The organism is Actinomyces sp. W5033, from assembly GCF_051303165.1.
On the sequence record NZ_JBPPGD010000001.1, the window covers coordinates 1 to 26,278 of the forward strand.

General features: G+C 72.5%; 20 protein-coding genes and 1 pseudogene. 11 read left to right on the plus strand and 10 right to left on the minus strand.

Annotated features, from left to right (window positions below; genetic code table 11):
* Positions 1-20 precede the first annotated feature (20 nt).
* Positions 21-1,229 carry an IS110 family transposase gene (locus ACSJJR_RS00005; protein WP_435941460.1) on the minus strand — a complete coding sequence of 403 codons (1,209 nt, stop codon included), beginning with the start codon at positions 1,227-1,229 and terminating at the stop codon, positions 21-23.
* A gap of 242 nt (positions 1,230-1,471) precedes the next feature.
* On the minus strand, positions 1,472-1,990 hold the full coding sequence (locus ACSJJR_RS00010; protein WP_435941462.1) for a DUF1648 domain-containing protein: 519 nt from the start codon (positions 1,988-1,990) through the stop codon (positions 1,472-1,474).
* A gap of 115 nt (positions 1,991-2,105) precedes the next feature.
* On the opposite strand from ACSJJR_RS00010, the gene ACSJJR_RS00015 reads away from it, so the two are divergent.
* The 4 genes and pseudogenes from ACSJJR_RS00015 (at position 2,106) to holA (ending at position 6,606) form a co-directional block, all read left to right on the plus strand.
* Complete coding sequence (locus ACSJJR_RS00015) at positions 2,106-2,942, plus strand: DegV family protein (RefSeq protein ID WP_435941463.1); 837 nt, start codon at positions 2,106-2,108, stop codon at positions 2,940-2,942.
* A 113-nt stretch (positions 2,943-3,055) separates the two neighbouring features.
* Positions 3,056-3,844, plus strand: coding sequence for a ComEA family DNA-binding protein (locus ACSJJR_RS00020; protein WP_435941465.1), 789 nt, complete (start codon positions 3,056-3,058; stop codon positions 3,842-3,844).
* A 938-nt stretch (positions 3,845-4,782) separates the two neighbouring features.
* Positions 4,783-5,406 (plus strand): annotated as a pseudogene (locus tag ACSJJR_RS00025) (ComEC/Rec2 family competence protein); the annotation flags it as partial.
* Positions 5,407-5,586: 180 nt separating this feature from the next.
* Positions 5,587-6,606: a DNA polymerase III subunit delta gene (gene holA, locus ACSJJR_RS00030; RefSeq protein ID WP_435941745.1), complete on the plus strand. Its 1,020-nt coding sequence runs from the start codon at positions 5,587-5,589 to the stop codon at positions 6,604-6,606.
* A gap of 59 nt (positions 6,607-6,665) precedes the next feature.
* Here holA and ACSJJR_RS00035 read toward each other — a convergent pair whose 3' ends face one another.
* The 8 genes from ACSJJR_RS00035 to ACSJJR_RS00070 all read right to left on the minus strand — a co-directional run bounded on the left by ACSJJR_RS00035 (position 6,666) and on the right by ACSJJR_RS00070 (position 16,334).
* Entirely contained in the window at positions 6,666-8,153 is a 1,488-nt protein-coding gene (locus ACSJJR_RS00035; protein ID WP_435941466.1) for a DUF1846 domain-containing protein, read from the minus strand.
* Between the two features lie 264 nt (positions 8,154-8,417).
* Complete coding sequence (gene rpsT, locus ACSJJR_RS00040; RefSeq protein ID WP_249367135.1) at positions 8,418-8,678, minus strand: 30S ribosomal protein S20; 261 nt, start codon at positions 8,676-8,678, stop codon at positions 8,418-8,420.
* A 227-nt stretch (positions 8,679-8,905) separates the two neighbouring features.
* Positions 8,906-9,751, minus strand: coding sequence for a tryptophan synthase subunit alpha (trpA, locus tag ACSJJR_RS00045; RefSeq protein WP_435941468.1), 846 nt, complete (start codon positions 9,749-9,751; stop codon positions 8,906-8,908).
* 1 nt (position 9,752) lies between these two features.
* Entirely contained in the window at positions 9,753-12,089 is a 2,337-nt protein-coding gene (gene trpB / locus ACSJJR_RS00050; protein WP_435941469.1) for a tryptophan synthase subunit beta, read from the minus strand.
* Positions 12,086-13,183 carry an anthranilate phosphoribosyltransferase gene (gene trpD, locus ACSJJR_RS00055; RefSeq protein ID WP_435941471.1) on the minus strand — a complete coding sequence of 366 codons (1,098 nt, stop codon included), beginning with the start codon at positions 13,181-13,183 and terminating at the stop codon, positions 12,086-12,088. Before trpD ends, trpB begins: the two co-directional genes overlap by 4 nt.
* Before the next feature lie 60 nt (positions 13,184-13,243).
* The gene (locus tag ACSJJR_RS00060; RefSeq protein WP_435941472.1) at positions 13,244-13,882 is read right to left on the minus strand and encodes an anthranilate synthase component II; all 639 of its coding nucleotides are present in this window, start codon (positions 13,880-13,882) and stop codon (positions 13,244-13,246) included.
* Between the two features lies 1 nt (position 13,883).
* The gene (locus ACSJJR_RS00065) at positions 13,884-15,590 is read right to left on the minus strand and encodes an anthranilate synthase component 1 (protein WP_435941473.1); all 1,707 of its coding nucleotides are present in this window, start codon (positions 15,588-15,590) and stop codon (positions 13,884-13,886) included.
* Between the two features lie 234 nt (positions 15,591-15,824).
* Complete coding sequence (locus ACSJJR_RS00070) at positions 15,825-16,334, minus strand: DedA family protein (protein WP_435941475.1); 510 nt, start codon at positions 16,332-16,334, stop codon at positions 15,825-15,827.
* Positions 16,335-16,541: 207 nt separating this feature from the next.
* Between ACSJJR_RS00070 and ACSJJR_RS00075 the strand changes: the two genes are divergently transcribed.
* The 7 genes from ACSJJR_RS00075 (at position 16,542) to ACSJJR_RS00105 (ending at position 26,196) form a co-directional block, all read left to right on the plus strand.
* Complete coding sequence (locus ACSJJR_RS00075) at positions 16,542-17,624, plus strand: glycosyltransferase family 2 protein (RefSeq protein ID WP_435941476.1); 1,083 nt, start codon at positions 16,542-16,544, stop codon at positions 17,622-17,624.
* Positions 17,625-17,843: 219 nt separating this feature from the next.
* On the plus strand, positions 17,844-19,718 hold the full coding sequence (gene lepA / locus ACSJJR_RS00080) for a translation elongation factor 4 (RefSeq protein WP_435941478.1): 1,875 nt from the start codon (positions 17,844-17,846) through the stop codon (positions 19,716-19,718).
* Between the two features lie 133 nt (positions 19,719-19,851).
* Complete coding sequence (gene trmB / locus ACSJJR_RS00085) at positions 19,852-20,826, plus strand: tRNA (guanosine(46)-N7)-methyltransferase TrmB (protein WP_435941479.1); 975 nt, start codon at positions 19,852-19,854, stop codon at positions 20,824-20,826.
* A complete protein-coding gene (hemW, locus tag ACSJJR_RS00090) occupies positions 20,823-22,085 on the plus strand; it encodes a radical SAM family heme chaperone HemW (protein ID WP_435941481.1) in 1,263 nt (420 codons plus the stop codon). Before trmB ends, hemW begins: the two co-directional genes overlap by 4 nt.
* A gap of 78 nt (positions 22,086-22,163) precedes the next feature.
* The gene (locus tag ACSJJR_RS00095; RefSeq protein ID WP_435941483.1) at positions 22,164-23,501 is read left to right on the plus strand and encodes an exonuclease domain-containing protein; all 1,338 of its coding nucleotides are present in this window, start codon (positions 22,164-22,166) and stop codon (positions 23,499-23,501) included.
* Between the two features lie 121 nt (positions 23,502-23,622).
* Positions 23,623-24,681, plus strand: coding sequence for a ferrochelatase (gene hemH / locus ACSJJR_RS00100; protein ID WP_435941484.1), 1,059 nt, complete (start codon positions 23,623-23,625; stop codon positions 24,679-24,681).
* 111 nt (positions 24,682-24,792) lie between these two features.
* Positions 24,793-26,196, plus strand: coding sequence for a sodium:proton antiporter (locus tag ACSJJR_RS00105; protein WP_435941485.1), 1,404 nt, complete (start codon positions 24,793-24,795; stop codon positions 26,194-26,196).
* The last annotated feature ends 82 nt before the right edge of the window (positions 26,197-26,278 follow it).

Here is a 26,278-nt window from a genome sequence, read left to right on the forward strand (position 1 = left end):
GGGTGCCCCTATGTGGTGTGTCAAGCGGCGGCGGGTAGTTTCGTGGCTGGTTGTGGGTCGTAGAGGGCTCCATCTCGGATCATGGCGTGCAGGGTCAGGATGCGGCGGTGGGCCAGGGCGAGAACGGCCTGGTTATGACGCTTGCCCTGGTCTCGTTTGCGCTGGTAGTAGGCCCGGGAGACGGGGTCGGAGCGCAGGGAGGCGAAGGCGGACAGGAACATGGCGCGCTTGAGCCTCTTGTTGCCGCCGTGGGAGACGTGCTCACCACGGATCGATGAGCCGGAGCGGCGTGTGACGGGAGCGAGCCCGGCGTAGGAGGCCAGCTGGGCGCCGGTGTCGAAGGTCTTGCCCAGGGTCTCGGCCAGGAAGACGGCGGCGGTCCTGACCCCGATCCCGGGCATGGAGATCAGGACCTCATAAAGAGGGTGGGCCTCCACCAGGGCCTCGACCTGGGCGGCGACATCGGCCCGCTGAGCGTGCAGGGCGATGAGCTGCCTGGCCAGGTGAGGTAGCACCGTTGCGGCGGCGTCGGTGCCGGCGACCACCACGGTCTGGTGCTCCAGGGCCGAGACGATCTGGCCGGCCCAGGTGGCGTGCCGCCTGCACCCGTGCTTCTTGAGCCTGGCGTCAATCCTTGCCTTGCCCGCTCGCTTCAGATCGGCTGGGGTGGGCCAGGCGGCGATGACCTCCAAGACGGCGTCGTGCTCCAGCCAGGGCCCCACCACGGCCTCGAGGGCGGGGTGGATCTGGGTGTACAGGCCCCGGATCCGGTTAGCGCTCTGGTTGACCTGGCGGGCCAGGTCCAGGTCGAATCCCGTGAGCATCGACAAGGCGGCCGCGTCCTCGTCCGAGGCGCTGACGGCTCTCAGGGTGTGAGGCATGCTCCTGGCCGCGCCGGCGATGACGGCCGCGTCCTTCGCGTCGGTCTTGGCGCTGCCCGGCGTCAGGTCGGCGATGCGTCGCATCGACAGTCCGGGCAGGTAGCCCACGGTGATGCCCATGTCCTGGGCCACCGCCACGGCCAGGGCCCCGATGGTGGCGGGCTGGTCGACCACCACCAGCAGCCTCCCGTGGTCGGCCAGCTTGCCGTAAAGGGAACGCAGACGTGCCTCGTCATTGGGAAGGGGCTTGTCGAGGACCTTCCGCCCGTCCCGGCTCAGGGCCGTGGCCCAGTGGTCCGTCTTGCCGACGTCGATGCCGATGAAGACCTCGATGTCCTCGATATCCATCTCTCCTGCCGCCTCTCGGTCAAGTCGATACGGGGCCAGCCGGTGGACGACCGGTTCCGCACCCACGTTACGAAAGACCTCACACGCGGTGGGTCGTTCCCCTTATCAGCGGTCACCAGCGTCCGGCTGCTGCGGGTGACAACACCCCCCGGATCATCTACGGACAGGGGCAAGACATCATGCCCACAGCAACTGGCCCGGCCCCGGACCACCCAGGACCACCAACAAGGTAACGGGCAGGCTCAGCCGCGCTGGCGGCGCCGGGCGCGCACCGACGAGGCGGCGAGGACAGCGACGAGGAGGCACAAGCCTCCCCATGTCATGAGCGAGCCTGCGAGCGCCCCGACCACCGGCAGCAGGGACACACCCGAGAAGACCACGGCGAGCAGCAGGTTGACGGGCCCCAGCACCGCGACCGACGCCGGGCCGCGCTGCGCCGTCCAGTCGAGGTGGTCGTAGCGGCCGACGGGGCGCTGCAGCGCGGTGCGCAGCGAGCGGACGTGGACGGCGTGCGACACGGCGATGGCCACCACCAGGGTGGCGCCGATGACGACGGGCAGGAGCACCAGGACGTGGCTCCTGGAGGCGAAGCCGTCGGCCGTGCCCGTCAGCCCGTAGTGCACGGGGTAGGGGTCCGGCAGGTCCTCGTAGCGCGCCAGCAGCACGGACACGGTGGCAGCCAGCACGAGGGCCGCGCCCCAGTGCCAGGCCCAGCACACCCTCACCCCGGGGGTGGGCTCCTCAACGGTGCTCTGGCCCATCCTCGATCCCTCCGTCCAGGCGCCTGCTCTTCAGCAGCCAGGCAGGATTCTACTGGGCGGCGCGCGCAGGGCACGGGGTGGGAGCGCCTCACGGGCGCAGGCTAGCCTTACCGGCATGAGCCTCGCCGTCGTCACCGACTCCGCTGCCTGCCTGCCGGCGGCGCTCGCGGCCGAGCGCGGTATCGAGGTCGTCGAGCTGCCCGTCCTCACCGACGACGAGGGAGCGGCGACGACCTCGCGTCCCAGCGTCGCGGCCCTGACCGAGGCCTACGGCCGGGCGCTCGAGCGCGCTGACGAGGTCCTCGCCCTCCACGTGGGTGCCGCCCTGTCCGGAACGGTTGACAACGCCCTGTTGGCGGCCCGCGCCCTGGACCCTCACGAGGACGGGGCCCGGCGGGTGACGGTGCTCGACCTGGGCGTGTCCGGCGGGGCACTGGGCCTCGCCGTCCTGGCGGCGGCCGAGGCGGGCAGCGCACGGCGCGGCGCCGCCCGGGCCCGCGAGCTCGCCGCGCGCTCGAGCCTGTTCTTCCTCGTGGAGGACCTGTCCTGCCTGCACCGGGGTGGGCGCGTGGACCGGACGACGGCGCTGCTCGGCTCCACCCTCGGCATCCGACCGGTGCTGCGTGTGGCCACCACGGGCATCGAGGTGGTCGAGGCCGTGCGCGGCCGGGGCCGGGCCCGGCGCCGCCTCATCGAGCTGGCGGTCGGCGAGGCCGGCGGCCCGGTAGGAGGCAGGCGCTCGCGCAGGCCGGCGACCCCGGTCCAGCTCGCCGTGCACTACGGCGACGACCCTGCCGACGGGCGGGAGCTGGAGAACGACCTCGCCGAGGCGATGGCGCAGGCCGGCACGACGGTGGAGACGATCATGCGCTCCCCGGCCGACGCCGCCACCCGCGTGCACGTGGGTCCGGGGGCCCTGGGTGTCGTCGTCGCCCCGGCCCTGGGCGGCTGAGCACGGCGCAGGCGCCCAGGGCCGGGCTCCACAGGCCCGCCGCGTGACAGGGCAGGCCCGGGCTGTCCACAGGCGCGCCCCGCGACCTCGGGCCGGCGTCCTACCGTCGTGCCATGAGTGGCAGGCGGGTGGACCGGTCGGGGCGGGTGCCCCTGGAGACGCTCATCCGCGTCGCCTGCGCACCGGACCCCATCGAGCCCGTCACCCGTCCACGTCGCACCGGCCTGGCCCCGGCCGTCGCCATGGCCCTGGGAGCGCTGCTCATCGCCCTGGCGCTGCTGCTGGCCGCCCGCAGCCTGCTCACCGCCCCCGCCTCCCCGCCCTCCTCAGCCGGGGCCACGGCAACAGCCGGCGCGCTCTCGGGCAGCGACCTGGTGCCGGTGGACCCGGCCTCGGCGCCGGCCACCACGCCCGCAGAGCCTGACGGGGCGCGCGGCGGCGCCGACGGGCAGGTCGCCGTCCACGTGGCCGGGGCCGTGGTCTCGCCCGGCGTGGTCGTCCTGGCCGCGGGCGCGCGCGTCGCCGACGCCATCGACGCCGCAGGGGGTGCGGTACCGGAGGCGGACACGGACCAGCTCAACCTCGCGCGCGTGCTCACCGACGGCGAGCAGGTCCGTGTCCCGCGACAGGGCGAGGAGACCCTGACGGTGAGCGCAGGCCAGGGCCCCGCGCAACCGCGCCAGGACGGTGCCGGGGGCCCCTCCGTGCCCGGGCGCGTCAACCTCAACACCGCCGACGCCACCGAGCTCGAGACGCTGCCCGGCATCGGACCCGCACTGGCCCAGCGGATCCTCAGCTACCGCGCCGAGCACGGCGCCTTCACCAGCGTTGACGAGCTCACCGCCGTCTCCGGCATCGGCAGCGCCCGGCTCGAGGCGCTGCGGGACCTGGTGGTCCTGTGACGGGCGCGGACCCCACCCCGCAGGACACGACCCCGCCGGTCCCCGGCCACGAGGACCCAGCGGGACGGGGGACGCCCGCCATCGGTGCGCACGGCGTGCCCGGTGGAGGCGGGCGAGGCACCGAGCAGGCCAGGAGGCAGCACCTGCGCCGCGCCCCCGCGCCTGAGCCACTGGACCTGCGGCTCGCTCCCGCGGCGGTGGCGGCCTGGGGCGCGGCCGGGTGGGCAGTGGGCCACAGCGCAGGCCTGAGCGCCCTTGTGGCGCTCGGGCTCGCCGCCGTGGCCGGCGCGCTCGTTCCCCTCACCAGACGCCTGCGTCCCGCCCGCCACCGCGCCGACCCGCGCCCGGGCGCCGAGGTGCCCGGGGGCGCCGCCCGGGGCTCGGCCTGCGCCAGCGTCCTGCTCGTGGTGATCACCGCCGCCTGCGTGCTCACCGTGACCGCAGCCGCCCAGCACGCCCGCGACCTCGACCCCCTGACCCACGCCGCCTCCGGCTCCGGAGCGAGCGAGCTCACCGCCACGGTCATGACCTGCCCGCGGGTCATCGCCTCCGCCCGCTCGACGACCACGCTCGTCGAGCTTGAGGTCCACGAGGTCAACGGGCGGGCCTCTCGGGCGGGCGCTCTGGTCCTGGGGGGCTCTGCCTGGGTGGACGTCCCCCTCGGCGCCCATGTGAGGGTCACAGGCGTCCTGCAGGCCACTGAGCCCGGTGAGGCGCAGGCAGCCGTCCTCGGTCGCGACGCCGAGGTGGAGGTCATCGCGCCTCCCAACGGGGTGCTGGCGCTCGTCGGCCGCCTGCGCGAGGGCCTGGCCGGCGCCGTCGCGCGCCCCGCCGACCACCCGCCCGCGGACGGCACCTGGCCCGCCGGCAGCCGTGAGCTCGTCAGCGGCGTCGCCCTCGGTGACGACCACGTCCTGCCCCAGAGGGTGAGGGAGCAGATGCGCGCCGTGGGCCTGACCCACCTGACCGCCGTCTCCGGCCAGCACGTGGCGCTTGTCGTCGGGCTCGCGCTCACGGTGCTCGGGCCCGTGCCGCGCTGGGCGCGTGCCGGGATCGGCGCGCTGCTGCTGACGGCGCTCGTCGTCCTCGTCAGGCCTGGTGGGTCCGTGCTGCGCGCCGCCGTCATGGGGGCGGTCATGCTCGCCGGAGTCGGAGCCGGAAGACGCTCAGCCACCGTCCCGGCACTGTGCGCCGCCGTCGTCGCGCTCGTCATGCTCGACCCGTGGGCCTCGCGCAGCTACGGCTTCGCCCTGTCCGTCACCGCCACCGCGGGCATCGTGCTGTGGGCAGGACCGGTCCAGGCCGCCCTGTCCCGGCGGCTGCCCAGGTGGCTGGCCGCGGCCGTGGCCCTGCCGCTCGTCGCCCAGGCGGCCTGCGCCCCGGTGCTCGTCACCCTCCAGCCGCAGACCGGCCTGTGGGCCGTGCCCGCCAACGTCATCGCGGCCCCGCCGGTGCCCGTGGCGACCGTCTGCGGCCTCCTGGCGGCCCTCGTCAGCCCCCTGTCACCCGGTCTGGCGCGCCTGCTGGCCTGGCCGGCGCTGGCCTCCTGCGCCTGGCTGGCGGGCGTGGCCCGGTTCTTCGCGGCACTGCCGGGAGCGGTCATCGTCTGGCCCCGGGGGAGTGGGAGGGGCGCTGCTGCTGGCCGCCGTCGAGGCTGTGGGTGCGGTGCTCCTCAGCCGGCGCGCACGCCGGCGCGTGCTCGGACGTCGAGGCGTGTGGCCACCGCGTGGCAGGCTTGGCCCATGGCCTCACCTCGAACCTCGCGCGGAACGCGCCGTGCGCCTGCAGGGCCCTGCTGGGACGAGGTCGTTCTCGCCCCGATCGTCCTCATCCGCTCCGGCGAGGAGGTCCTTGCGGACCGGGCCGTGGGGCGCCTGCTGGCCCAGGCCCGCGAGAAGGACCCGACGACGCAGGTCACCACCCTCGAGGCCGCCTCCTACGAGCCCCACCAGCTGAGCACGCTCGTCTCCCCGTCCCTCTTCGGTGAGCCCCGGCTCGTGCTCGTGCCCGCCCTTGAGCAGATGACCGACGCCCTGTTGACGGACCTGCTGGCCTACACCGCCGCCGCGGACCCTGACGTCACTGTCATCCTGCGTCACAACGGGGGGCAGCGGGGCAAGAGGCTGCTGGAGGCCCTGGCGGCCTCCCCGTACCCCGTCGTCACCATCGAGGCCGTCAAGTCCCCCAGGGACAAGGCCGCACTGGTCGCTGCGGACCTGCGTCGCAGGGGCCGGCGTGCGGACGCCGAGGCAGTCGGGGCCCTGGTGGACGCCCTCGGCTCGGACCTGCGCGAGCTTCTCAGCGCCGTTGACCAGCTCGCGGCGGACACCGAGGGCACCATCACCGTGCGCGAGGTCAACACCTACTACGCCGGGCGCTTCGAGGCCACCGGCTTCACCGTGGCGGACGCCGCCGCGGCCGGGGACGTCGCCCGGGCCGTCACGGCCCTGCGCCACGCCATCGCCACGGGCACCGAGCCCGTCCCGATCGTCTCCGCCCTGGCGATGAAGATCCGCCAGCTCGCCCGCGTCGCCGCCGCCGGCGGGCGCAACCTGTCCGCCCGGGACCTGGGGATGGCCCCCTGGCAGGTGGACCGGGCGCGGCGCGAGCTGTCCGGGTGGAGTGACGACGCCCTGGCCACCGCGATCGTCGCCGTCGCCCGCGCCGACGCCGAGGTCAAGGGCGGCTCCCGGGACCCGGTGCACGCGGTCGAGCGGGCGGTGCTCGCCATCTGCCGGGCCCGTCGCGCCCGGAGGCGCTGAGCCGCGGTCACAGTGGCACCGAGGGCCGCCCGGTGCCGCCGTGCCTGCCCCGGTACGGCCTACTTCTTGCGGTACAGGGACTTCGTGGCGAAGACCGGCTCGTTGGTCACCTGGACCCCCAGCGAGCGGAAGATGCCCTCGTCCACGCTGCCCAGGATCGTCGAGGTGTGCACGTCGCAGCCGCGCAGGCTCTCGAGCTGGTCGAGCGCCGCCTGGGCATCGGGGTCGCTCGAGGCGGACACCGCCAGGGCGATGAGCACCTCGTCAGTGTGCAGGCGCGGGTTGCGCGAGCCCAGGTGCTGGGTCTTGAGCGCCTGGATGGGCTCGATCGAGGCCTTGGCGAGCAGGTCCTTCTTGGGGTCCAGCCCGGCCAGGGCCTTGAGGGCGTTGAGGAGCATGGCGGAGCAGGCGCCCAGGAGGGCGGAGGTCTTGCCCACGACGATCCTGCCGTCGGGCAGCTCGAGCGCGGCCGCCGGGGCCTTGGTCGACTTCGCCACGCGCAGGGCGGCGGGGACGACGGGGCGGTCCTCCTTGGTCACGCCCAGCTTCGTCATGAGCAGGGCGATGCGCCCGGACTGCACCGGGTCCGTCATCTCGCGCCTCTCGGTGACCAGGGCCTTGTAGTAGCGGCGGATGACCTCCTGCTCGCTGGCCCTGCGGCAGGCCTCGTCGTCGCTGATGCAGTGCCCGGCCATGTTGACGCCCATGTCCGTGGGCGAGCGGTAGGGGGAGGAGCCCAGGATCTCCTCGAAGAGGCGGTTGAGGACGGGGAAGATCTCGACGTCGCGGTTGTAGTTGACCGTCTGGACTCCGTAGGCGGCCAGGTGGAAGGGGTCGATCATGTTGACGTCGTCCAGGTCCGCGGTGGCGGCCTCGTAGGCGATGTTGACCGGGTGGTCCAGGGGCAGGTTCCAGATCGGGAAGGTCTCCCACTTAGCGTAGCCGGAGGACACGCCGTGCAGGTGGTCGTGGTACATCTGCGACAGGCAGGTGGCCATCTTGCCCGAGCCGGGACCGGGTGCGGTGACGACGACGAGGTCGCGCTCGGTCTCGATGTACTCGTTCCTGCCCAGCCCGTGCTCGGAGACGATGCGGGCGACGTCGTTGGGGTAGCCGGGGATGATGAAGTGCCGGTAGACCTTGAGCCCCAGCTTCTCGAGCTTGCGGCGCACGGCCTTGGCCTCGCGGTTGTCATCCGTCCACTGGGTGATGACGACGCTGCCCACGTACAGGCCGTAGTCACGGAAGGCGTCCACGTGACGCAGGATCTCGTCCTCGTAGGAGGTGCCCAGGTCCGCACGGACCTTGCGGCGCTGGAAGTCACGGGCGTTGACGGCGACGATGATCTCGACCTCGTCCGCCATCTCCTTGAGCATGACGATCTTGTTGTCCGGGCTGAAGCCGGGCAGCACGCGCGAGGCGTGCATGTCGTCCACCAGCTTGCCGCCGAACTCGAGGTAGAGCTTGCCGCCGAACTGCGCCCGCCGGGCGGCGATGTGCTCGGACTGCGTCCTGATGTACTCGTCGCGGTCAAATCCTGTGCGCATGCGCTCTCCTCGTCCCTCGCTGTCGGAGCGGCCGCAGGCGGCCGGTCCGGGCACGGTGACGGGCACCGGCCCGATGAAGACTACCGCCGGGACGTGTTGCCGCCTCGTGTCACGGGGGCGACGCCCCTGCTCTCATCGTCACAACGGGTCAGGCGCGCGCCGCCGCACCAAGGGGCTCAGATGGCGACGGCGAAGGGGCGCCTGCCGTGCGGGAGACGCCCCTTCGCCGTGTCGCGGCGGGCCGGTGGCCAGAGCCGGGTCTGCTCAGAGGGAGGCGACGCGCTTGGCCAGCTTGGACTTGCGGTTCGCGGCCTGGTTCTTGTGGATGACGCCCTTGGAGACGGCCTTGTCGAGCTTGCGGGCGGCCTTCTTCAGGCCCTCCTCAGCGGCGGCCTTGTCGCCGGCCTCGACGGCCTCGCGGACGCGACGCACGTAGGTCTTGAGCTCGGACTTGACGGACTGGTTGCGCAGGCGGGCCTTCTCGTTGGTCTTGATGCGCTTGATCTGGGACTTGATGTTCGCCACTGTGGGAGACGCTTTCTTGAAGTCGGATTCGGTCAATGGCCGGAGAGAGGGTTGGCGCACACAGGCCAAGAGGTGGTGGAAGCACCTGGCGGGCCCGGTCGCCGGACCCCACGGCCGGCCAGGCCAGAGGTCCAAGAGGGGACCTTACCAGCCTGCCCCCTCCGGCGGCCGCCGCGCCGGAGGGGGGCAGGACGTGAGGTGCGTCAACACCCTGCGCGGGGGCGCGCTCAGCGCCGCGTCGCGGCCTTCATGGTGCCGACGAAGGCGACCAGCTCCTCGCGCAGGGCCCCCAGCGCCCGCTGGCGCCCGGCGGGCCCGCCTGCCAGCAGGGCCGGCACGTGCTCCTCGATGATCCTCACCACGGCCGAGCCGGAGATGGCCCCGTCCGCCCCCGCCGCAATCGCCTCAGCGACCTGCTGCGGCGTCGAGATGCCGAATCCGAGCATGACCGGCGCGGCCGCCTCCGCACGCAGGCGCGCCACCGACTGCGCCAGGCCCGCCGTCGACGAGGCCCGCTCGGTGCCCGTCACGCCGACGCGCGAGACCGCGTACACGTAGCCGCGCGAGCTGCGGGCCACCCCGTCGAGGGTGTCGGCGGATGCCGACGGCGGGGCGATGTACACGGCGTCGATCCCGGCGGCCCGGGCCGCGGTCGAGAAGGCGTCACCCTCACGCACCGGCACGTCCGGCAGCAGCACCGAGTCCACACCGCTGGCCGCGCACAGGCCGTAGAAGGCCTCCAGGCCGACGGCGAAGGGCACGTTGCCGTAGATGAGCAGCCCGATGGGCAGGTCCGGGTGGCGCTCACGCACCCGGGTCACCACCTGCATCGAGGAGCGCAGTCCCGTGCCCGCCTCAAGTGCGCGGATGTGGGCGCGCTGGATCGTGGGGCCGTCGGCCACCGGGTCGGAGAAGGGCACACCCAGCTCGAGGGCGTCGGCGCCGCCCTCGATGAGCGCCTCGATGACGCTCTCGTTGAGAGCGGCTGTGGGGTCACCGAGCATGACGAAGGGCACGAAGGCACCCTCACCCCGCTGGCTCAGGCGGTGGAACATGGCGGGGTAGCGTGACATCTCAGGCCTCCTTAGCGGCGCTCGCGCCGTTGCCGTGCTGGGCCAGGCCCAGGTACTCGTTGCGTTTGCCCATATCGGCCAGCATCCGTGAGGCACGGCCCACAGCACTGTCCGCGCTGAAGGAGCCGCCCAGGCGCATACGGATCTGGTCGAGGTCCTTGTCACCGCGGCCGGACAGGCACACGAGCAGGTGCGGTGTGGGCGCGTCGGCCGGGGTCTGGCGCGCGATCCTCAGCGCCTGCGCCAGGGCGTGGGCGGACTCCAGGGCGGGGATGATGCCCTCGAAGCGGGAGAGCTGGACGAAGGCCTCGACGGCCTCGTCGTCGGTGACCCCGACGTAGGAGGCGCGCCCGCTGTCCGCCAGCCAGGCGTGCTCGGGCCCCACCCCCGGGTAGTCGAGGCCGGCGGAGACGCTGAAGGACTCCTCCACCTGCCCCTCATCGGTGCGCATGAGGTAGGAGTGCGCGCCGTGCAGGATGCCCAGGCGGCCCGCGTTGATCGGGGCGCCGTGGCGGCCCGAGTCCAGGCCCTCACCGGCCGGCTCGACGCCGATGAGGCCCACGCCCTCGTCCGCGATGAACTCGCTGAACATGCCGATGGCGTTCGAGCCGCCCCCCACGCAGGCGATGACCTGGTCGGGCAGACGCCCGGTGAGGGCGAGCAGCTGGGCACGCGCCTCGACGGAGATGCAGCGGTGGTACTCGTGGACGATCGTCGGGAAGGGGTGGGGACCGGCCGCCGTGCCCAGCAGGTAGTGGGTGGTGGCGAAGGACGCGGTCCAGTCGCGCAGGGCCTCGTTGACGGCGTCCTTGAGCGTGCCCGCGCCGCTGGCCACGGGCACGACCCGCGCCCCCATGAGCTCCATGCGCTCGACGTTGGCGGCCTGGCGCACGACGTCGGTGGCCCCCATGTACACGGTGCAGTCCAGGCCCAGCAGGGCGCAGACCATCGCGGTGGCCGTGCCGTGCTGGCCGGCACCGGTCTCGGCGATGATGCGGGTCTTGCCCATGCGCTTGGCCAGCAGGGCCTGACCGAGGACCTGGTTGCCCTTGTGGGCGCCGCCGTGGACGAGGTCCTCGCGCTTGAGGAAGATGCGCGCGTTGCCCTCGCGCGGCAGGTTGCGCAGCTCGGTGACCGGGGTGGGACGCCCGAGGTAGCGGCGCAGGAGCTCGTCGAACTCGGCGTGGAAGGCGGGGTCCGCCTGCGCCTCGATGAAGGCGTCCTCGAGCTGGTCGAGGGCGGGGATGAGCAGCTCGGGCACGTACTGGCCGCCGTAGGGGCCGAAGTAGGCGCTGAGCCTGGGGTGGTGGTGGCCGTCATGGGGGCGGGCTCCCACCGGCGGCGTGGCGGTCCCGGGCGCGGGGCCGACGGCGGCCACCAGGCCCTCGGGGCCGGCGGGTGCGGGGTGGTCGGTCATGGTCTTCTCCCGGGTGGTGGGGACGCGGACAGCGGTGGCGAGGCAGGCGGCCAGGGCCGCAGGGTCCTCGGCGGCCGCGAGCGAGGAGCCGATGAGCAGGGCGTCGGCCCAGGGCGCCAGGCGACGCACGTCGTCGGCACTGGCTACCCCGGACTCACCCACGAGGACGACCCCGGCGGGGGCCAGCGGGGCCATCTGCTCGGTGCGGGCCACGTCGGTCGCCAGGGTGCGCAGGTCACGGTTGTTGATGCCGATGACGCTGGCCCCCAGGGCGGCGGCGCGGTGCATCTCCTCGGCGGTGGACACCTCGGTGAGGACCTCCATGCCCAGCCAGGCGGCCAGAGCCGCCAGCTCACGGTGGACGTCGTCGGGGATGACGGAGAGCATGAGCAGGATCGCGTCGGCCCCCAGCGAGCGGGCCGCCAGCACCTGCACCTCGTCAACGATGAAGTCCTTGCACAGCACCGGGCAGTCGACGACGGCGCGCACGGCGGCCAGGTCGTCGAAGGACCCGTTGAAGCAGTCGGGCTCGGTGAGCACGGACACGGCCGCAGCCCAAGGCCGGTACATGCCGGCCAACACGGCCGGGTCGTAGTCGGAGCGGATCGTGCCCAGCGAGGGCGAGGCGGACTTGCACTCCAGCACGAGCGCCGGCTGCGGGGAGCGCAGCGGGCCCGAGCGGCGGCGCAGCACCGCGCTGAAGGAGCGTTCGCTGCGCTCCAGGTCCTCGGCGCGCAGGTGACCGAAGCGCTTGCGCAGCTCGGGCAGGCGGGCGCGGCGCGCCTCGACGATGGAGTCGAGGACGGTGCCGGAGACGATGAGGCGCTCGCTCACGGGCACCCGGTCGGGACGTCGGGCGCCGCCCGCGCCCAGAGCGGGCAGGCCGGCCGAGAGGGTGACGGGCCCGGTCGGCACGCTCATGAGGCCACCTCCTCGTGCGTCGTGGCCGGGAAGGACACCATGCGGTCGAGGTGCTCGGCGACCCGCCCGCTTGCCAGCTGCTCCAGGGCCGCCTGGGTGCCCTCGCGCAGCGTGCCCACCCGGCCCGCGAGGTACAGCAGGGCACCGGTGTTGACGGCGATGGCGTCACGGTGGCCCTCGCGCCCCCGGCCCTCGAAGACCTCACGCAGGAGGTGGGCGTTCTCGGCGGGACGTCCACCGAGCACCTCCGACAGGTCACGTGTGGGCACCCCCAGCTCCTCGGGGGTGACGGTGAAGGAGCGGATGCCCTCGGGGGTCACCTCACGCACGGTGGTGGCACCGTGCACGGTGATCTCGTCCAGGCCCAGGCCGTGGATGACCAGGGCGCGCTCGCGGCCCAGGCGCTTAAGGCTGTGGGCGATCATGTCCATCTTCGTGACGTCGGCGACGCCCATGACCTGGTAGCTCAGGCGCGCGGGGTTGATCAAGGGGCCCAGCAGGTTGAACACGGTGGGTGTGCGCAGGGCCGCTCGCACGGGAGCGACGAAGCGCATCGCCGGGTGGTAGGCCTGGGCGAAGAGGAAGGTGAAACCGGCCTCCTCCAGCATGCGGGCAGCCTGCGGCGGCCTGAGCTCCAACGCCAGCCCCAGGGCCCCGACGACGTCCGCGGCCCCTGTTGTCGAGGACACGGCGCGGTTGCCGTGCTTGGCGACCGTCAGCCCCATGGAGGCGGCGGTGAGGCCCGCACCGGTTGAGATGTTGATCGTGCCCACCCCGTCGCCCCCGGTGCCGACGATGTCGCACAGGGGTTTGGAGACCGCGGGGAAGGGACGGGCGGCGGCACGGAAGGCGTGGGCGGCGCCGGCGAGCTCGTCGGCGCTCTCGCCCCGGGCGTGCAGGGCGGCCAGCAGGGCAGCGGTCTCGACGTCGGTGAGCAGTCCCGCGCCCAGGGCGGTGAAGACGCTGCAGGCCTCCTCATAGGACAGGACGCGTCCCTGGATGATGGCGCGCACGAGGAGGCGTGCGGCCTCGGCCTGCTCCTCGGGGTCGTCCGCCGTGGTGCTCACGGCGTTGTCAGCGGGTGCGGTGGTCATGGTGCCCTCCTGGGGTCGTGGTGGTCGGGTGCGGGCCAGGCGGTGTGCGGCGGGCGCGGCTCAGGCGGTGCGGGCCAGAGCGGTGATGAGTGCGCGAAGGATCGTCGGCCCCTGCGGGGTGAGGACCGACTCGGGGTGGAACTGCAGGCCGATGACGGGCCGGTGGCGGTGGCGCGCGGCCATGACGACGTCGGCGCCGGCCGGGTCCTCGCCGGTGGTGACCGCCAGCGCGACAAGATCCGCGGGCAGCGTCCGGGTACCCAGTGAGTGGTACCGGGCGACGTCGAGGGGCCCGCCGTCCAGGACCGCGAGGGCGGCGTCGGCGCGTCCCGCCTCGGTGACGGCGACCCGTACGCTGCGTCCGTGCACGGGGACGACGCGGCCGATGCGGGCGCCGCAGGCCTCGACGATGGCCTGGAAGCCCAGGCAGATGCCCACCGTGGGCACGCCCCGGGTGAGGGCGGTCTCGGTCAGTGTCATGAGGCAGCCGCTGGTGCTCGGGTGCCCGGGCCCGGGTGACAGGCACAGGACGGGGCGCTCGTGGTGGCCGCGCTCCTCGGCGGTGGGCTCCAGGGCGGCCAGGACGACCTCGGAGCTTACCGTGTTGCGGTAGACCTCGATGTCGGCGCCCAGGGAGGCGATCTGGTCGACGAGGTTGTAGACGAAGGAGTCGCGGTTGTCGAGCAGGACCACTCGCATCTCAGGCCTCCTTGGGGGTGTCGGTGTCGATGATGAGGTCGGCGCCCTGCGCGGCCGCGACCGCGTGCAGCACCGCCGAGGCCTTGTGCACCGTCTCGGCGGCCTCCGCGGCTGCAACGGAGGCGGACACGACCCCCGCCCCCGCCTGGACGAGGGCCCGCCCGTGGCGGACGAAGGCCGAGCGGATGACGATGCACGTGTCCAGCTCGCCGTCGCCGCGCAGGTAGCCCACCGAGCCACCGTAGGAGCCGCGGCGCACGCCCTCGGTGAGGCGGATGAGCTCGGCCGCACGCAGCTTGGGCGCGCCGGTGAGCGTGCCCATCGTCATCGAGGCCCGCAGGGCGTCGAGGGCGTCCAGCCCCGGTGCGAGCGTTCCGCTGACCTCGCTCACCAGGTGCATGACCCGGCTGTAACGGTCTACCCGCAGCAGGTCGTGCACGCGGCGGGTGCCGGGCACGCTCACCCGGGCGACGTCGTTGCGGGCCAGGTCGACGAGCATGACGTGCTCGGCGACCTCCTTGGCGTCCGTGCGCAGCTCGAGCTCCAGGCGGGTGTCGAGCTCGTGGTCCACCGAGCCGTCCGGGGCCAGGCCGCGCGGGCGGGTGCCGGCGATGGGACGGATGGAGACCGTGCCGGTGCGCGCCGAGTGCAGCAGGGCGGACTCGGGGGAGGCGCCCAGCAGCTCGAAGCCGGGGGCGGCCACGTAGAACATGTAGGGGCTGGGGTTGGCCAGGCGCAGCTCGTGGTAGGCGGCCAGGGCGTTGGGGCAGGGCATCGTGAAGTCCCGGGAGGGCACCACCTGGTAGACCTCCCCGGCGGCGATGGACTCCTTGAGCCGTTCGACCTGTGCCGCGAAGCCGGCGTCGGACTGCGTGGGTGCGGCGTGCACCACCGGGCGCCTCGTGCGGGTGGCGCCGGGGCGCGGGCCCCCGCCGGGGACCGTCGTGCCGCCGACTGTTGCCCCGTGGACCGGCGCAGTGGTGTCGGTGGCGTCGGCGGTGTCGGTGGCGTTGATGGCGCGGGCCAGCGCCTCCATCCGGGACGCCAGGTCCTCGCCGTCCACGCTGGCCCCCACGAGGCTCGCCTCGCGGGTGGGGTGGTCGATGACGAGGAGGATCCGGGCGTCGTAGAAGAGGTAGTCGGGGCAGGTGTTGGCCCCCGGTGCCACCTCCGGCAGAGCCTCGAAGGTCGCCAGGTAGTCGAAGGCGACCACACCCGCCTCGAGCGGCAGGTGCGGGTGGTCCACCTCCGCGCCGGCCAGCACCCGCAGCGGCTCCACCGTGGACAGGGCACTCAGGCGCTCGCGCTCCTCGAGGCGGGCGCCGTCAACTGGCGGGATCGTGAGGGTGAGGCGGTGGTCCGCCTCGGCTCTCACGTGCTCGCCCAGGACGGTGCGTAGGCGGGCCAGGGCGGCCTCGCCGTCGGCTCGCGCCTGCGGCAGGGCCTCGACGAGGACGGACTCTCCCTCACAGGTGAGCCGGGCGGAGGCCTCCAGGACCGCGATGGTCGTGCGCGAGACCTTGGTGGCGGTGTCAACGGACTCCAGCAGAACCGTGTCCACAGGCCGCCGGCGGCCCGTGACGGGGTCTGTGGTCGTGGCCAGCAGGCTGGCGGTGGCCAGGTGCTCGAGCAGCCGTCCGCAGTCCGGCTGGTAGCGCACGCCGCGGGTGAGCACCGTCGGCGACGGCGCGGGGGAGGGGGGCTTCATGAGGGGTCTCCTCGGTCCGTGCCACCGACGGCCTGCCCCGAGTGCACGAAGAGCCCGCCTGGTGGCGAGCTCTGGTGTTCTGCTTCCGCGTACGCGACTGTGTGGCTCGCCCTTAGGGGAGCCACCACCAGCTGCGGGAGGAGAACGCGGTCATGGCTGTGAGCCTAGGTGGCAGGCGCCCGGAGCGCCAACACCGGCGTGCTGTCGTGTCTCATGGTGAGACGGGGACCGGGTTCAGGCCTCGACAGCCTCCAGCCCGACCGCCTCCCGGTGCTGGCCCTGCCCGTCGGCTGCGCCCTGGTGCTGTCGGCTGCGCCTCCAGACGAGCGCAGCGGCCACGGCCACGACGGCGGCGACCGCCCAACCGCCGCCGGCACCGATCCACGCGGCGAAGACCGCCAGGCCGACGGTGGCGTAGACCGTCGCCCAGATCGCCGAGCCGAGCATGACGGCGGGCAGGTACAGGCGCAGCGGCATGAGCGTCACCCCCGCCCACAGCTGGACGAAGGACTGCACCCCGACGGTCAGGAAGGACAGAGGGACAGCGATGATCCCCCAGCGCTCGGCCATGGCCCGGGCGCTGACGTACATGGGGCTGGTGAGCATCCCGGCGAAGCGCGAGCGCTCAGCGCCCCTGCTCAGACCCCGGCCGATCCAGTGGATGGCGTTCGAGCGCAGCATGGCCACGCACCACAGGACGCCCCAGGCCCACAGGAGGGGAAGCTCAAGAATCTGGTCGATCACGGCGCCCCAGCGTAGGGAACGCGTCGCAGGGGTGACAGCGGCGTCAGAAAAGACGCGCCGGGTGCGCTCCTGGCCCGGGACCCTTCCTTCCCGCCATCCCCACGATCCTCGGGCACAGGCGCCGTACCCGGCCGGCGCGCTGTGCTCGACACCACGGCGGCACCCGTTTGTGCGTGCGCCAGGCGGGGCAGGAGGCATGATCTGACTGTGACCGCCCCGCTCCTGAGCATCGTCGTGCCCTCCTACAACGCTGCGGCGTGGCTCGAGCGCTGCCTTGACAGCCTCACCGTCGAGGGGGGTGAGGTTGAGGTCGTCGTCGTTGACGACGGCTCCACCGACTCCACCCTGGTCCTGGCGCAGGAGCTGGCTGCGCGCTCGGACGGCGTCGTCGTCGTGCACCAGGAGAACAAGGGCCACGGCGGCGCGGTCAACACGGGCGTCGTCCACGCCACGGGCACGTGGCTCAAGGTCTGCGACGCCGATGACGCCCTGGACCCGCTGGCCCTGCGCGCCCTGCTCGCCCGCCTGCGCCAGTGGCAGAGCGACGGCTGCGCCCCGGACCTCGTCGTCACGAACTTCGTCTACGTCCGTGAGGGCTCCGAGGCGTGGCGGAGCCTGGGGCGGCGCGCCCTGCCGCTTGCCAGGCGGCGGCCGGCCTCCAGGCGCGCGGCCCACACCGTAAGGTTCCACGGTCTGCTGCCCGAGGGCAGGATCGGCACCTGGGACGACGTGCGCCGCTTCCGTGCGGACCAGTACCTCATGATGCACGCGCTGGTGTACCGCACCGACATGCTGCGCGCCTCGGGCACCGTCCTGCCCGAGCACTGCTTCTACGTGGACAACCTCTTCGCCTTCGAGCCGCTCACCGCCGTCGGGTCCCTGACGTACCTCGACATCGACCTGTACCTGTACACGATCGGGCGCGAGGGCCAGTCCGTTGCCGACGACGTCATCGTGCGCCGCCTGGACCAGCACGACCGGGTCAACGCCCTCATGCTCGAGGCGCTGCCGGCCGAGGGCGAGGTCTGCGACTCCCTGTACGGCTACCTCCTGCACTACTACCTCATCAGCTGCGTCGTCATCTCCACGATGGCCCTGCGCTCGGGCACGGAGCAGAACCTCGCGATCAAGGACGGCCTGTGGCGCCGGATGGCCGAGCGGCGCCCGGACGTGCACCGCCGCCTGCGCCGGACGGTGCTGGGCCGTGCCATGAACCTGCACGGGGTGCTAGGACGGCGTGTGCCCGTCCTCGGCTACCACCTCGCCCGCCGCGCCCTCAACCTCAACTGAGCCCTCGCTGGGCTCAGGGCGGGGACTGCTGCGCCGGTGCGGGCGCCGTGCCTCCTGCCCGCTCCTGCGCCCGCGGTTCCCCAGGCCCGCGGCGGCGGCCCGCGCGTTGAGGGACCCGCCGGACCGAAGGGGCCCGTCTCACAGCGTTCGGTTCCGGCGGCGGATGCGGGCCGTGGGAGACTGGGCGCAGTTGTCTGACCCTGACCCGGAAGAGCCCACGTGTCACCGATCCCCACGCCCGAGCAGGCCGCCACCGTCACCCCTGCGGCCACCGCGCCCGAGCTGCTTCGGAACTTCTCGATCATCGCGCACATCGACCACGGCAAGTCGACCCTGGCAGACCGCATGCTGCAGGCCACCGGCGTCGTCCAGCCGCGCGACATGCGCGCCCAGTACCTGGACCGCATGGACATCGAGCGCGAGCGCGGCATCACCATCAAGTCGCAGGCCGTGCGCATGCCCTGGACCGTGGACGACCCCGACGGGCCGCGCACCTACGCGCTCAACATGATCGACACCCCCGGCCACGTGGACTTCTCCTACGAGGTCAACCGCTCCCTGGCGGCCTGCGAGGGCGCCGTCCTGCTCGTTGACGCCGCCCAGGGCGTCCAGGCCCAGACGCTGGCCAACCTCTACATGGCCATCGAGGGCGACCTCACCATCATCCCCGTGCTCAACAAGATCGACCTGCCGGCAGCGGAGCCCGAGAAGCACGCGCGTGAGATCGCCTCCATCATCGGCTGCGAGATCGAGGAGGTCCTGCAGGTCTCGGGCAAGACCGGCGACGGCGTGCCCGAGCTGCTCGACCGCATCGTCGAGGCCGTCCCGGCGCCCTCCGGGGACCCGGGCGGGCCTGCCCGCGCCATGATCTTCGACTCCGTCTACGACACCTACCGTGGCGTCGTCACCTACGTGCGAGTCGTCGATGGCGCCCTCAGGCCCCGCGAGCGCATTGAGATGCTGTCCACCGGCGCCGTCCACGACCTGCTCGAGATCGGTGTCATCAGCCCCGAGCCGCAGCCCTCCAAGGGCCTGGGCGCCGGTGAGGTCGGCTACCTCATCACGGGCGTCAAGGACGTGCGCCAGTCCAAGGTCGGTGACACGGTCACCACCGCCCAGGCCCCCGCCACCAAGCCGCTGGACGGCTACCAGGACCCCAAGCCCATGGTCTTCTCCGGCCTGTTCCCCGTGGACGGCTCGGACTTCCCGAACCTGCGCGACGCGCTGGACAAGCTCAAGCTCAACGACGCCGCCCTCACCTACGAGCCGGAGACCTCCGTGGCGCTGGGCTTCGGCTTCCGCTGCGGTTACCTCGGCCTGCTGCACCTGGAGATCATCCGCGAGCGCCTGGAGCGCGAGTTCAACCTCGACATCATCTCCACCGCCCCCTCGGTGGTCTACGAGGTGACGATGGAGGACCGCAGCACGCACACGGTCACCAACCCCTCGGAGTTCCCCGAGGGCAAGGTGGTGGACGTGCGTGAGCCGGTCGTGTCCGCCACGATCCTCACCCCCAGCGAGTTCGTGGGCACGGTGATGGAGCTGTGCCAGTCGCGCCGCGGCACGATGAAGGGCATGGACTACCTGTCCGAGGAGCGGGTGGAGATGCACTACACCCTGCCGCTGGCGGAGATCGTCTTCGACTTCTTCGACGCCCTGAAGTCCCGCACCCGCGGCTACGCCTCGCTGGACTACGACATGGACGGTGAGCAGAGCGCGGACCTGGTCAAGGTGGACATCCTGCTCAACGGGGACAAGGTGGACGCCTTCAGCGCCATCGTCCACAAGGACGCCGCCTACTCCTACGGCCTCATGATGACCAAGCGCCTCAAGGAGCTCATCCCGCGCCAGCAGTTCGAGGTCCCGGTGCAGGCCGCAGTCGGCTCGCGCATCATCTCGCGCGAGACGATCCGCGCCCTGCGCAAGGACATGCTCGCCAAGTGCTACGGCGGCGACATCTCCCGCAAGCGCAAGCTGCTGGAGAAGCAGAAGGAGGGCAAGAAGCGCATGAAGGCAATCGGCCGCGTGGAGGTGCCCCAGGAGGCCTTCATCGCCGCCCTGGGCGCGGACACCCCCACCGGCAAGGACAAGTAAGACACTCAGGTCAGGCAGGTCGATGAGCACCACCCACGGGCACAGGAGCGCCAGCACCTGTGGCGTTGAGCAGGCCGGCCCCACTCGCGGGTGCGGCGAGCCCGCCGCCGAGCAGGTCGGCTGAGGGGGCTCGATGGTCCAGGTCCACCCAGCCAGGTCGCACGCCGTCCACTCGCGCGTGCGCTCCTTCTCACGCGCGGGAGGGCGCCTGACGGAGGCGCAAAAGCAGGCGCTGGCCCAGCACGGGGCCGAGTACGTCATCGACGTGCCGCGTGCCGACGCCATCCGCACCGTCGACGCGCGCTTTAGCCTCGAGCCCTGCGCGGCCTTCGGCCACCCTGGACAGACGCGCCCCCTGGTGGTCGAGGTCGGCTCCGGCGGCGGGGAGGCGCTCCTCGCGGCCGCCGCGCAGTGCCCCGGCACCGACTACCTGGCGGTCGAGGTGTGGCAGACCTCCATCGCCAAGATCGTGCGTGACGCCGCCCGTGCCGGGCTGCGCAACCTGCGGGTCGTGCCCGCTGACGCCTCCCAGCTGCTGGCCACCGCGCTGCCCGTGGCGAGCGTGAGCGAGGTGTGGGTCTTCTTCCCCGACCCGTGGCGCAAGCCCCGCCACCGCAAGCGCCGCCTGGTCAACGAGGCCTTCGCGGACTCGGTCGCCCGCGTGCTGCGTGGAGGTGGCGTGTGGCGCCTGGCCACCGACTGGGCGGACTACGCCTGGCAGATGCGTGACGTCCTCGAGCGCGTCTCGGCGCTGCCCGGTGGGCTCGACAGCGACCTCACTCAGCCCTACTTCCGCTATGACGACGCCGGGGCCCGCGCCGGGCTCGGAGCGGACAGCGCCGAGCCGGGCTCGCTGGGCAACGGGCCGGACCCGGGCTCGCCGTCGGGCGTCATGGGCGGCTGGTCCGAGCGCTTCGCCGGGCGGGTCCTCACCCGTTTCGAGCAGCGTGGGACCGACGCCGGGCGAACGATCCGTGATCTCACCGCCGTGCGCACCGAGGAGGCCTGGGTGCCGCGCCGTCGCGAGCCGGTGCTCGACCAGCTCGAGCGGCGGGCGGCCTCCCCGGCCCCCGGGTTGTCCGCTCCGGACGGGGACGTGCGGGCGTGAGCCCGAGGCAGCCCGACGGCGCCCCGCTTCCCGGTGCGGGCGAGCTGCCTGGCGAGGTCCTCGCCCCGGACGGGGCCCAGCGGCCCTTCAGCGTGTACCTGCACGTGCCCTACTGCCGGGTGCGCTGCGGCTACTGCGACTTCAACACCTACACGAACCTCGACCTGGGGGGCGGGGCCTCGGCGTCGGACTACGTGAGCACGCTGGCCGGTGAGCTGCGCCTGGCGCGGGCGGCGATGGACCGGGCGGGCCTGCCCGCCAGGAGCGCGCGCACACTGTTCCTCGGTGGGGGAACGCCGACGATGCTGCCGGCCGCGGACCTGGCCCGGATGGTGGCCCTCGTGCGCGAGACCTGGGGCCTGGCCGAGGACGCCGAGGTGACGACCGAGGCCAACCCGGAGACCGTGGACGAGCGCTACCTGGCCACCCTGGCCGAGGCGGGCTTCACCCGCGTGTCCTTCGGGATGCAGTCCGCGGTGCCGCACGTGCTGGCGGTGCTTGAGCGCACGCACACGCCCGAGCGGGTGCCGCTGGTCGTGGACTGGGCGCGGCGCGCGGGGCTGTCGACGAGCCTGGACCTCATCTACGGCACGCCCGGGGAGACCCTGGAGGACTGGGCCCGCAGCCTGGACGCGGCGATGGACACTGACCCCGACCACGTGAGCGCCTACGCCCTCGTCATCGAGGAGGGCACGCGCATGTGGGCCCAGGTGCGTCGCGGCGAGCTGCCGGTACCGGATGACGACGACGAGGCCACCAAGTACGAGATGGCGGACGCGGCCCTGGCCGCGGCGGGCTACGAGTGGTACGAGATCTCCAACTGGGCCAGGCCGGGCCACGAGTGCCGCCACAACGAGGCCTACTGGCACGACTGGGACTGGTACGGCGCAGGCCCGGGGGCGCACTCCCACTTCGGCGACGTGCGCATGTGGGACGTCAAGGCGCCGGTGCCCTGGGCTGCCCAGGTGGCGGCGGGCAGGCTGCCCGTGGCCGGCCACGAGGTCATCGACCTGCCCTCCCGTGAGCTCGAGAGGGTCATGCTCGGCATCCGGCTGCGCGAGGGGATCGCCCTGGCGGACCTGGTGCGTGCGGGGGAGGCGACGACGTCGGAGGGCACACCACGGAGGCTGGTGCCGGCGGTGGCGCAGATGGTGGCCGAGGGGATGCTCGAGCCCGCCGCCGCCCTGCGCGGCCGGGTGGTGCTCACCCTGCGCGGCCGGCTCATGGCGGACCACGTCACGGGCCGGCTCGTGGACTGAAGATGGCCTCGGGAGCGGGCAGACACACTGGGTGACGATGCCGCGAGGCGGCCGTACTGAGCATGATGAGGAGAACCAGTGGATGACGTCGTCTACTCGGTGATTGACACGGAGACCACCGGGATCCATCCCGGAGCGCACCACAGGATCATTGAGATCGCGGTGATCGGCCTGGATGAGGGCGGTCGTCAGGTCTCGAGGTGGGAGACCGTTGTCAACCCTGAGCGTGACCTGGGTGCCCAGCACGTGCACGGCATCACGGGCGCCGATGTCTACGGCGCCCCCACCTTCGCGGACATCGCCGACGAGCTCGCCTGGCGCCTGGACGGGACCGTGCCCGTGGCTCACAACCTGTCCTTCGACAGCCGCTTCATCGATGCCGAGTACCGTCGGCTCGGCAGGCCGCTGCCGGCCGCCTACCTCGGGTCGGGCCTGTGCACGATGAGGCTGGCAGGAAGGTACCTACCGGGTGCGGGGCGCAGCCTCGCCGCCTGCTGCGGCGCCCTCGGTATCGACATCGGCACTGCGCACACGGCCGGTGACGATGCTGCTGCTGCGGGACGGCTCCTCGAGCACTTCATTCAGCGTGAGCCCGGGGCCGCGGTCTACTCTGACGCGATTCTCGCCGCCCATGACAACGGTTGGCCGATGCAGCGGCCCGCTGCGGTGCGCACCCACCCGCGCAGCACTCCCGGCAGCCGTGGTGAGCGAGGTTTCATCGGTCGTCTTGTGGAGACCCTGCCCGCCCTCGACAACCCGACGGCCGAGGGCCCGGCTGCTCGCGACAACGAGTACAACGAGTACGCGGCCCTCCTGGACCGGGCGCTGCTCGACCGTCGCCTGTCCCTCCATGAGCAGGACGCACTGGTGAGGGCCGCGCATGAGGCCGGCATCAGCCGCGAGCACGTCGCCATGATCCACAGCGGCTACCTCGCCTCGCTCGCCGCAGCCGCGCTGGCGGACGGCGTCGTCACCGACGAGGAGCGCGCTGACCTGGTGCGTGTGGCGCTTGTGCTCGAGCTCCCGTCCCAGGCGGTGGACGCCTCCCTTGCCGCTGCAACGGCGGTCGCTGGACCGGTGGGCCACGCGTCGGGCTCTGGGGGACGTCGGCCTGGGCCGGGGACCCTCATCTGCCTCACCGGCGACATGAGCCGCCCGCGCGCCGAGATCGAGGAGCTGCTGCGACGTGCTGGTTACGTTCCCCATCCCAGTGTGACCAAGAAGGTTGGTCTCGTGGTCGCCTCCGATCCTGACTCGGCCTCCGGCAAGGCCAGGAAGGCTCGTGGCTACGCGATCCCCGTCGTGGGAGAGAGCTTCCTGTGGGACGTGCTCCTGAAGGGAGATGAGGCAGGGGCGGAGCGTGCAGTGCGGGGCGTGGACGCCGTGGACCGCAGTCCGGGCGTCGCAGGGAGGTGACACGGTGTTGGTCATCTGCGTGGGCGACCGCGGCTAGACTCCCGTGGCGACATCAGGGCGGGATGTGTCGCGAAAGAGGCTCGCGGCCCCCGCACCCCGTGACCCACCCGAAGGAGGGCCAGTGGCCCCGGACGCCACCGCACACACCCTCGACCCGCGCCCCGCGCTCGTCATCGCCAACCTCGGCACCCCGGCGACCCCAACCGCCAAGGACGTGCGCCCCTACCTGCGCGAGTTCCTCTCCGACCGCCGGGTCGTCGAGATGCACCCCCTGCTGTGGCGCCCCATCCTCGAGACGATGGTCCTCATCCGCCGTCCGGCGGACTCCGCCGCCAAGTACCGCACCGTCTGGCGCGAGGGCATGGAGCACACCCGCTCGGGCAGCCCCCTCATGCACTACACCGAGCGGCAGGTCGCGCTCGTCCAGGAGGCCCTCGGCCAGGACGTCGTCGTGCGCGCCGCCATGCGCTACGGCGACCCAGGAGTCCAGGACGTCATGCGCGCGCTCATGCAGGCCGGCCACCGCCGCATCGCCCTCCTGCCCGCCTACCCGCAGTACTCCGCCTCCAGCCAGGCGCCCGTCGTCGATGAGGCCATGCGCTTCATGCTCGCCTCGCGCAACCAGCCCGAGCTGCGCACCGTGCGCTCCTTCCCCACCAACGAGACCTACATCGAGGCCCTGGCCGCACCCATCGAGGCCCACTGGGCTGAGCACGGGCGTCCCGACCCCTCACGTGGCGAGCACCTGCTGTGCTCCTTCCACTCCATCCCCGCCGCCATGCACGCGGCCGGGGACCCCTACCGCGGCGAGTGCGAGGCCACCGTCGCCGCCCTCGCCGAGCGCCTGGGCGTCACCGTCAGCCAGGACAACGGGGCCGACGGCGGCCTGGTGCTCACCACCTTCCAGTCCGTCTTCGGGCGCGCCCAGTGGATCGGTCCCGCCACCATCGACACGGTCGAGGCCCTGGGCCGCCAGGGCTGCCAGCGCCTGGACGTCATCTGCCCCGGCTTCATGAGCGACTGCCTCGAGACCCTCGAGGAGATCGACCAGCTCAACCGGAAGACCTTCACCGAGGCCGGCGGCGGCGTCTTCACCTACCTGCGCTGGGGGAACGACTCCGAGGGCTGCGCCCGGACCCTGGTCGAGCAGGCGCAAGGGCTCCTGTCCGGCTGGCTCTGAGAGTCGTCCCATATCCTGGGACTCGCGGTGCCGTACAGTGGGAAGGCGTGCCCTGCCGCCCTCCCCGAGGGCCTGGGCGGCCTCATCCCCAACCGACCCCAAGGAGTCCCTGTGCACTTGCAGTGGTGGTCCATCCTGCCCTTCGCCGCGATGCTGGCGTCCATCGCGGTCCTGCCGCTCGTGCCCAGGACCGCGCACTGGTGGGAGAAGCAGTCCAGCCAGCTCGCCGTTGCCCTCGTCCTGGGCGTGCCCGTCGCCATCTGGATGTGGGTGGGCCTGGGCTGGCAGGTGGTCTTCGCCTCGGTGGTCGAGTACGGGCAGTTCATCGCCCTGCTGCTGGCCCTGTTCATCGTCTCCGGTGGCATCTTCCTCAAGGGAGACATCGAGGCGACCCCGCGCAACAACACCCTCTTCCTCGCCGTCGGCGGGGTGCTCGCCTCCTTCATCGGCACCACGGGCGCCGCGATGCTCCTCATCCGGCCCCTGCTCAACACCAACCACGAGCGCCGCTACCGCGTCCACACCGTCCTGTTCACGATCTTCGTCGTCGCCAACTGCGGTGGCCTGCTCACCCCGCTGGGCGACCCGCCGCTCTTCCTCGGCTTCCTGCGCGGCGTCCCCTTCACCTGGACCTTCAGCCTCGTGTGGGAGTGGGCCTTCGTCCTGGCCATGCTGCTGGCCGCCTACTTTGCCCTGGACACCTACTACTACGCGCAGGAGCCGGCCGTCGCCGTGCGTGAGGACCGCGAGGAGGTCGAGCCCCTGGGGCTGCGCGGTGCCAGCAACCTCGTGTGGTTCGCCGTCATCATCGCCGCCGTGGCCCTGGCCCCCTCCATCGACGCCGAGGCCATCGAGTCCGGGCACGCCACCGCCATGGACTGGGTTCCCGTGCGCGAGATCCTCATGCTGAGCGCCGCCTACTGCTCCTACCGCTTCGGTGACAAGCGCGCCCGCTTCGAGGACAACCAGTTCGCGTGGGGGCCCATCGCCGAGGTCGCCACGCTGTTCATCGGCATCTTCCTCACCATGATCCCGGCCCTGCACTACCTCGACGAGGTCGCCGGCTCCCTGCCGCTCAACGAGGTCACCTTCTTCGTCTTCACCGGTGGCCTGTCCTCCGTGCTGGACAACGCCCCCACCTACGCGACCTTCTTCGAGATGGCCGGACAGGTCGCCCACCCGGGCGGCGCCACGGTCGCGGGGGTGCCTGAGATCTACCTCGTGTCCATCTCCCTGGGCGCGGTGCTGTGCGGGGCGCTGACCTACATCGGCAACGGCCCCAACTTCATGGTCAAGTCTGTCGCCGAGGCGCGCGGCGTCGAGATGCCCTCCTTCGGTGGCTACATCGCCAACTCCTTCACCTACCTCGCCCCGGTGCTCGCGGCCATGGTGTGCCTGTTCATCGCCGATCCGCTGTGGGCCAAGGCTCTGGGGGGCGTTGCCGTCGTGCTCCTGCTGGGCAACAACCTGCGCCTGCTGCGGCACGCCCGCCGCCTCGAGCTCCAGGACGCCTGAGACGCCGCTCACGCCCGCACAGGTGTCCCGGGTGACCCCCCCCCCACCCCCGAGGGGGGTAGGGGTGGCCTTGCTTTGGGGT

Bases quoted from the DNA above. Each gene is read 5' to 3' on its own strand.
- ACSJJR_RS00005 (WP_435941460.1), bottom strand. From the start codon at position 1,229: ATGGATATCGAGGACATCGAGGTCTTCATCGGCATCGACGTCGGCAAG.
- ACSJJR_RS00010 (WP_435941462.1), bottom strand. From the start codon at position 1,990: ATGGGCCAGAGCACCGTTGAGGAGCCCACCCCCGGGGTGAGGGTGTGC.
- ACSJJR_RS00015 (WP_435941463.1), top strand. From the start codon at position 2,106: ATGAGCCTCGCCGTCGTCACCGACTCCGCTGCCTGCCTGCCGGCGGCG.
- ACSJJR_RS00020 (WP_435941465.1), top strand. From the start codon at position 3,056: ATGAGTGGCAGGCGGGTGGACCGGTCGGGGCGGGTGCCCCTGGAGACG.
- holA (WP_435941745.1), top strand. From the start codon at position 5,587: ATGGCCTCACCTCGAACCTCGCGCGGAACGCGCCGTGCGCCTGCAGGG.
- ACSJJR_RS00035 (WP_435941466.1), bottom strand. From the start codon at position 8,153: ATGCGCACAGGATTTGACCGCGACGAGTACATCAGGACGCAGTCCGAG.
- trpA (WP_435941468.1), bottom strand. From the start codon at position 9,751: ATGTCACGCTACCCCGCCATGTTCCACCGCCTGAGCCAGCGGGGTGAG.
- trpB (WP_435941469.1), bottom strand. From the start codon at position 12,089: ATGAGCGTGCCGACCGGGCCCGTCACCCTCTCGGCCGGCCTGCCCGCT.
- trpD (WP_435941471.1), bottom strand. From the start codon at position 13,183: ATGACCACCGCACCCGCTGACAACGCCGTGAGCACCACGGCGGACGAC.
- ACSJJR_RS00060 (WP_435941472.1), bottom strand. From the start codon at position 13,882: ATGCGAGTGGTCCTGCTCGACAACCGCGACTCCTTCGTCTACAACCTC.
- ACSJJR_RS00065 (WP_435941473.1), bottom strand. From the start codon at position 15,590: ATGAAGCCCCCCTCCCCCGCGCCGTCGCCGACGGTGCTCACCCGCGGC.
- trmB (WP_435941479.1), top strand. From the start codon at position 19,852: ATGGTCCAGGTCCACCCAGCCAGGTCGCACGCCGTCCACTCGCGCGTG.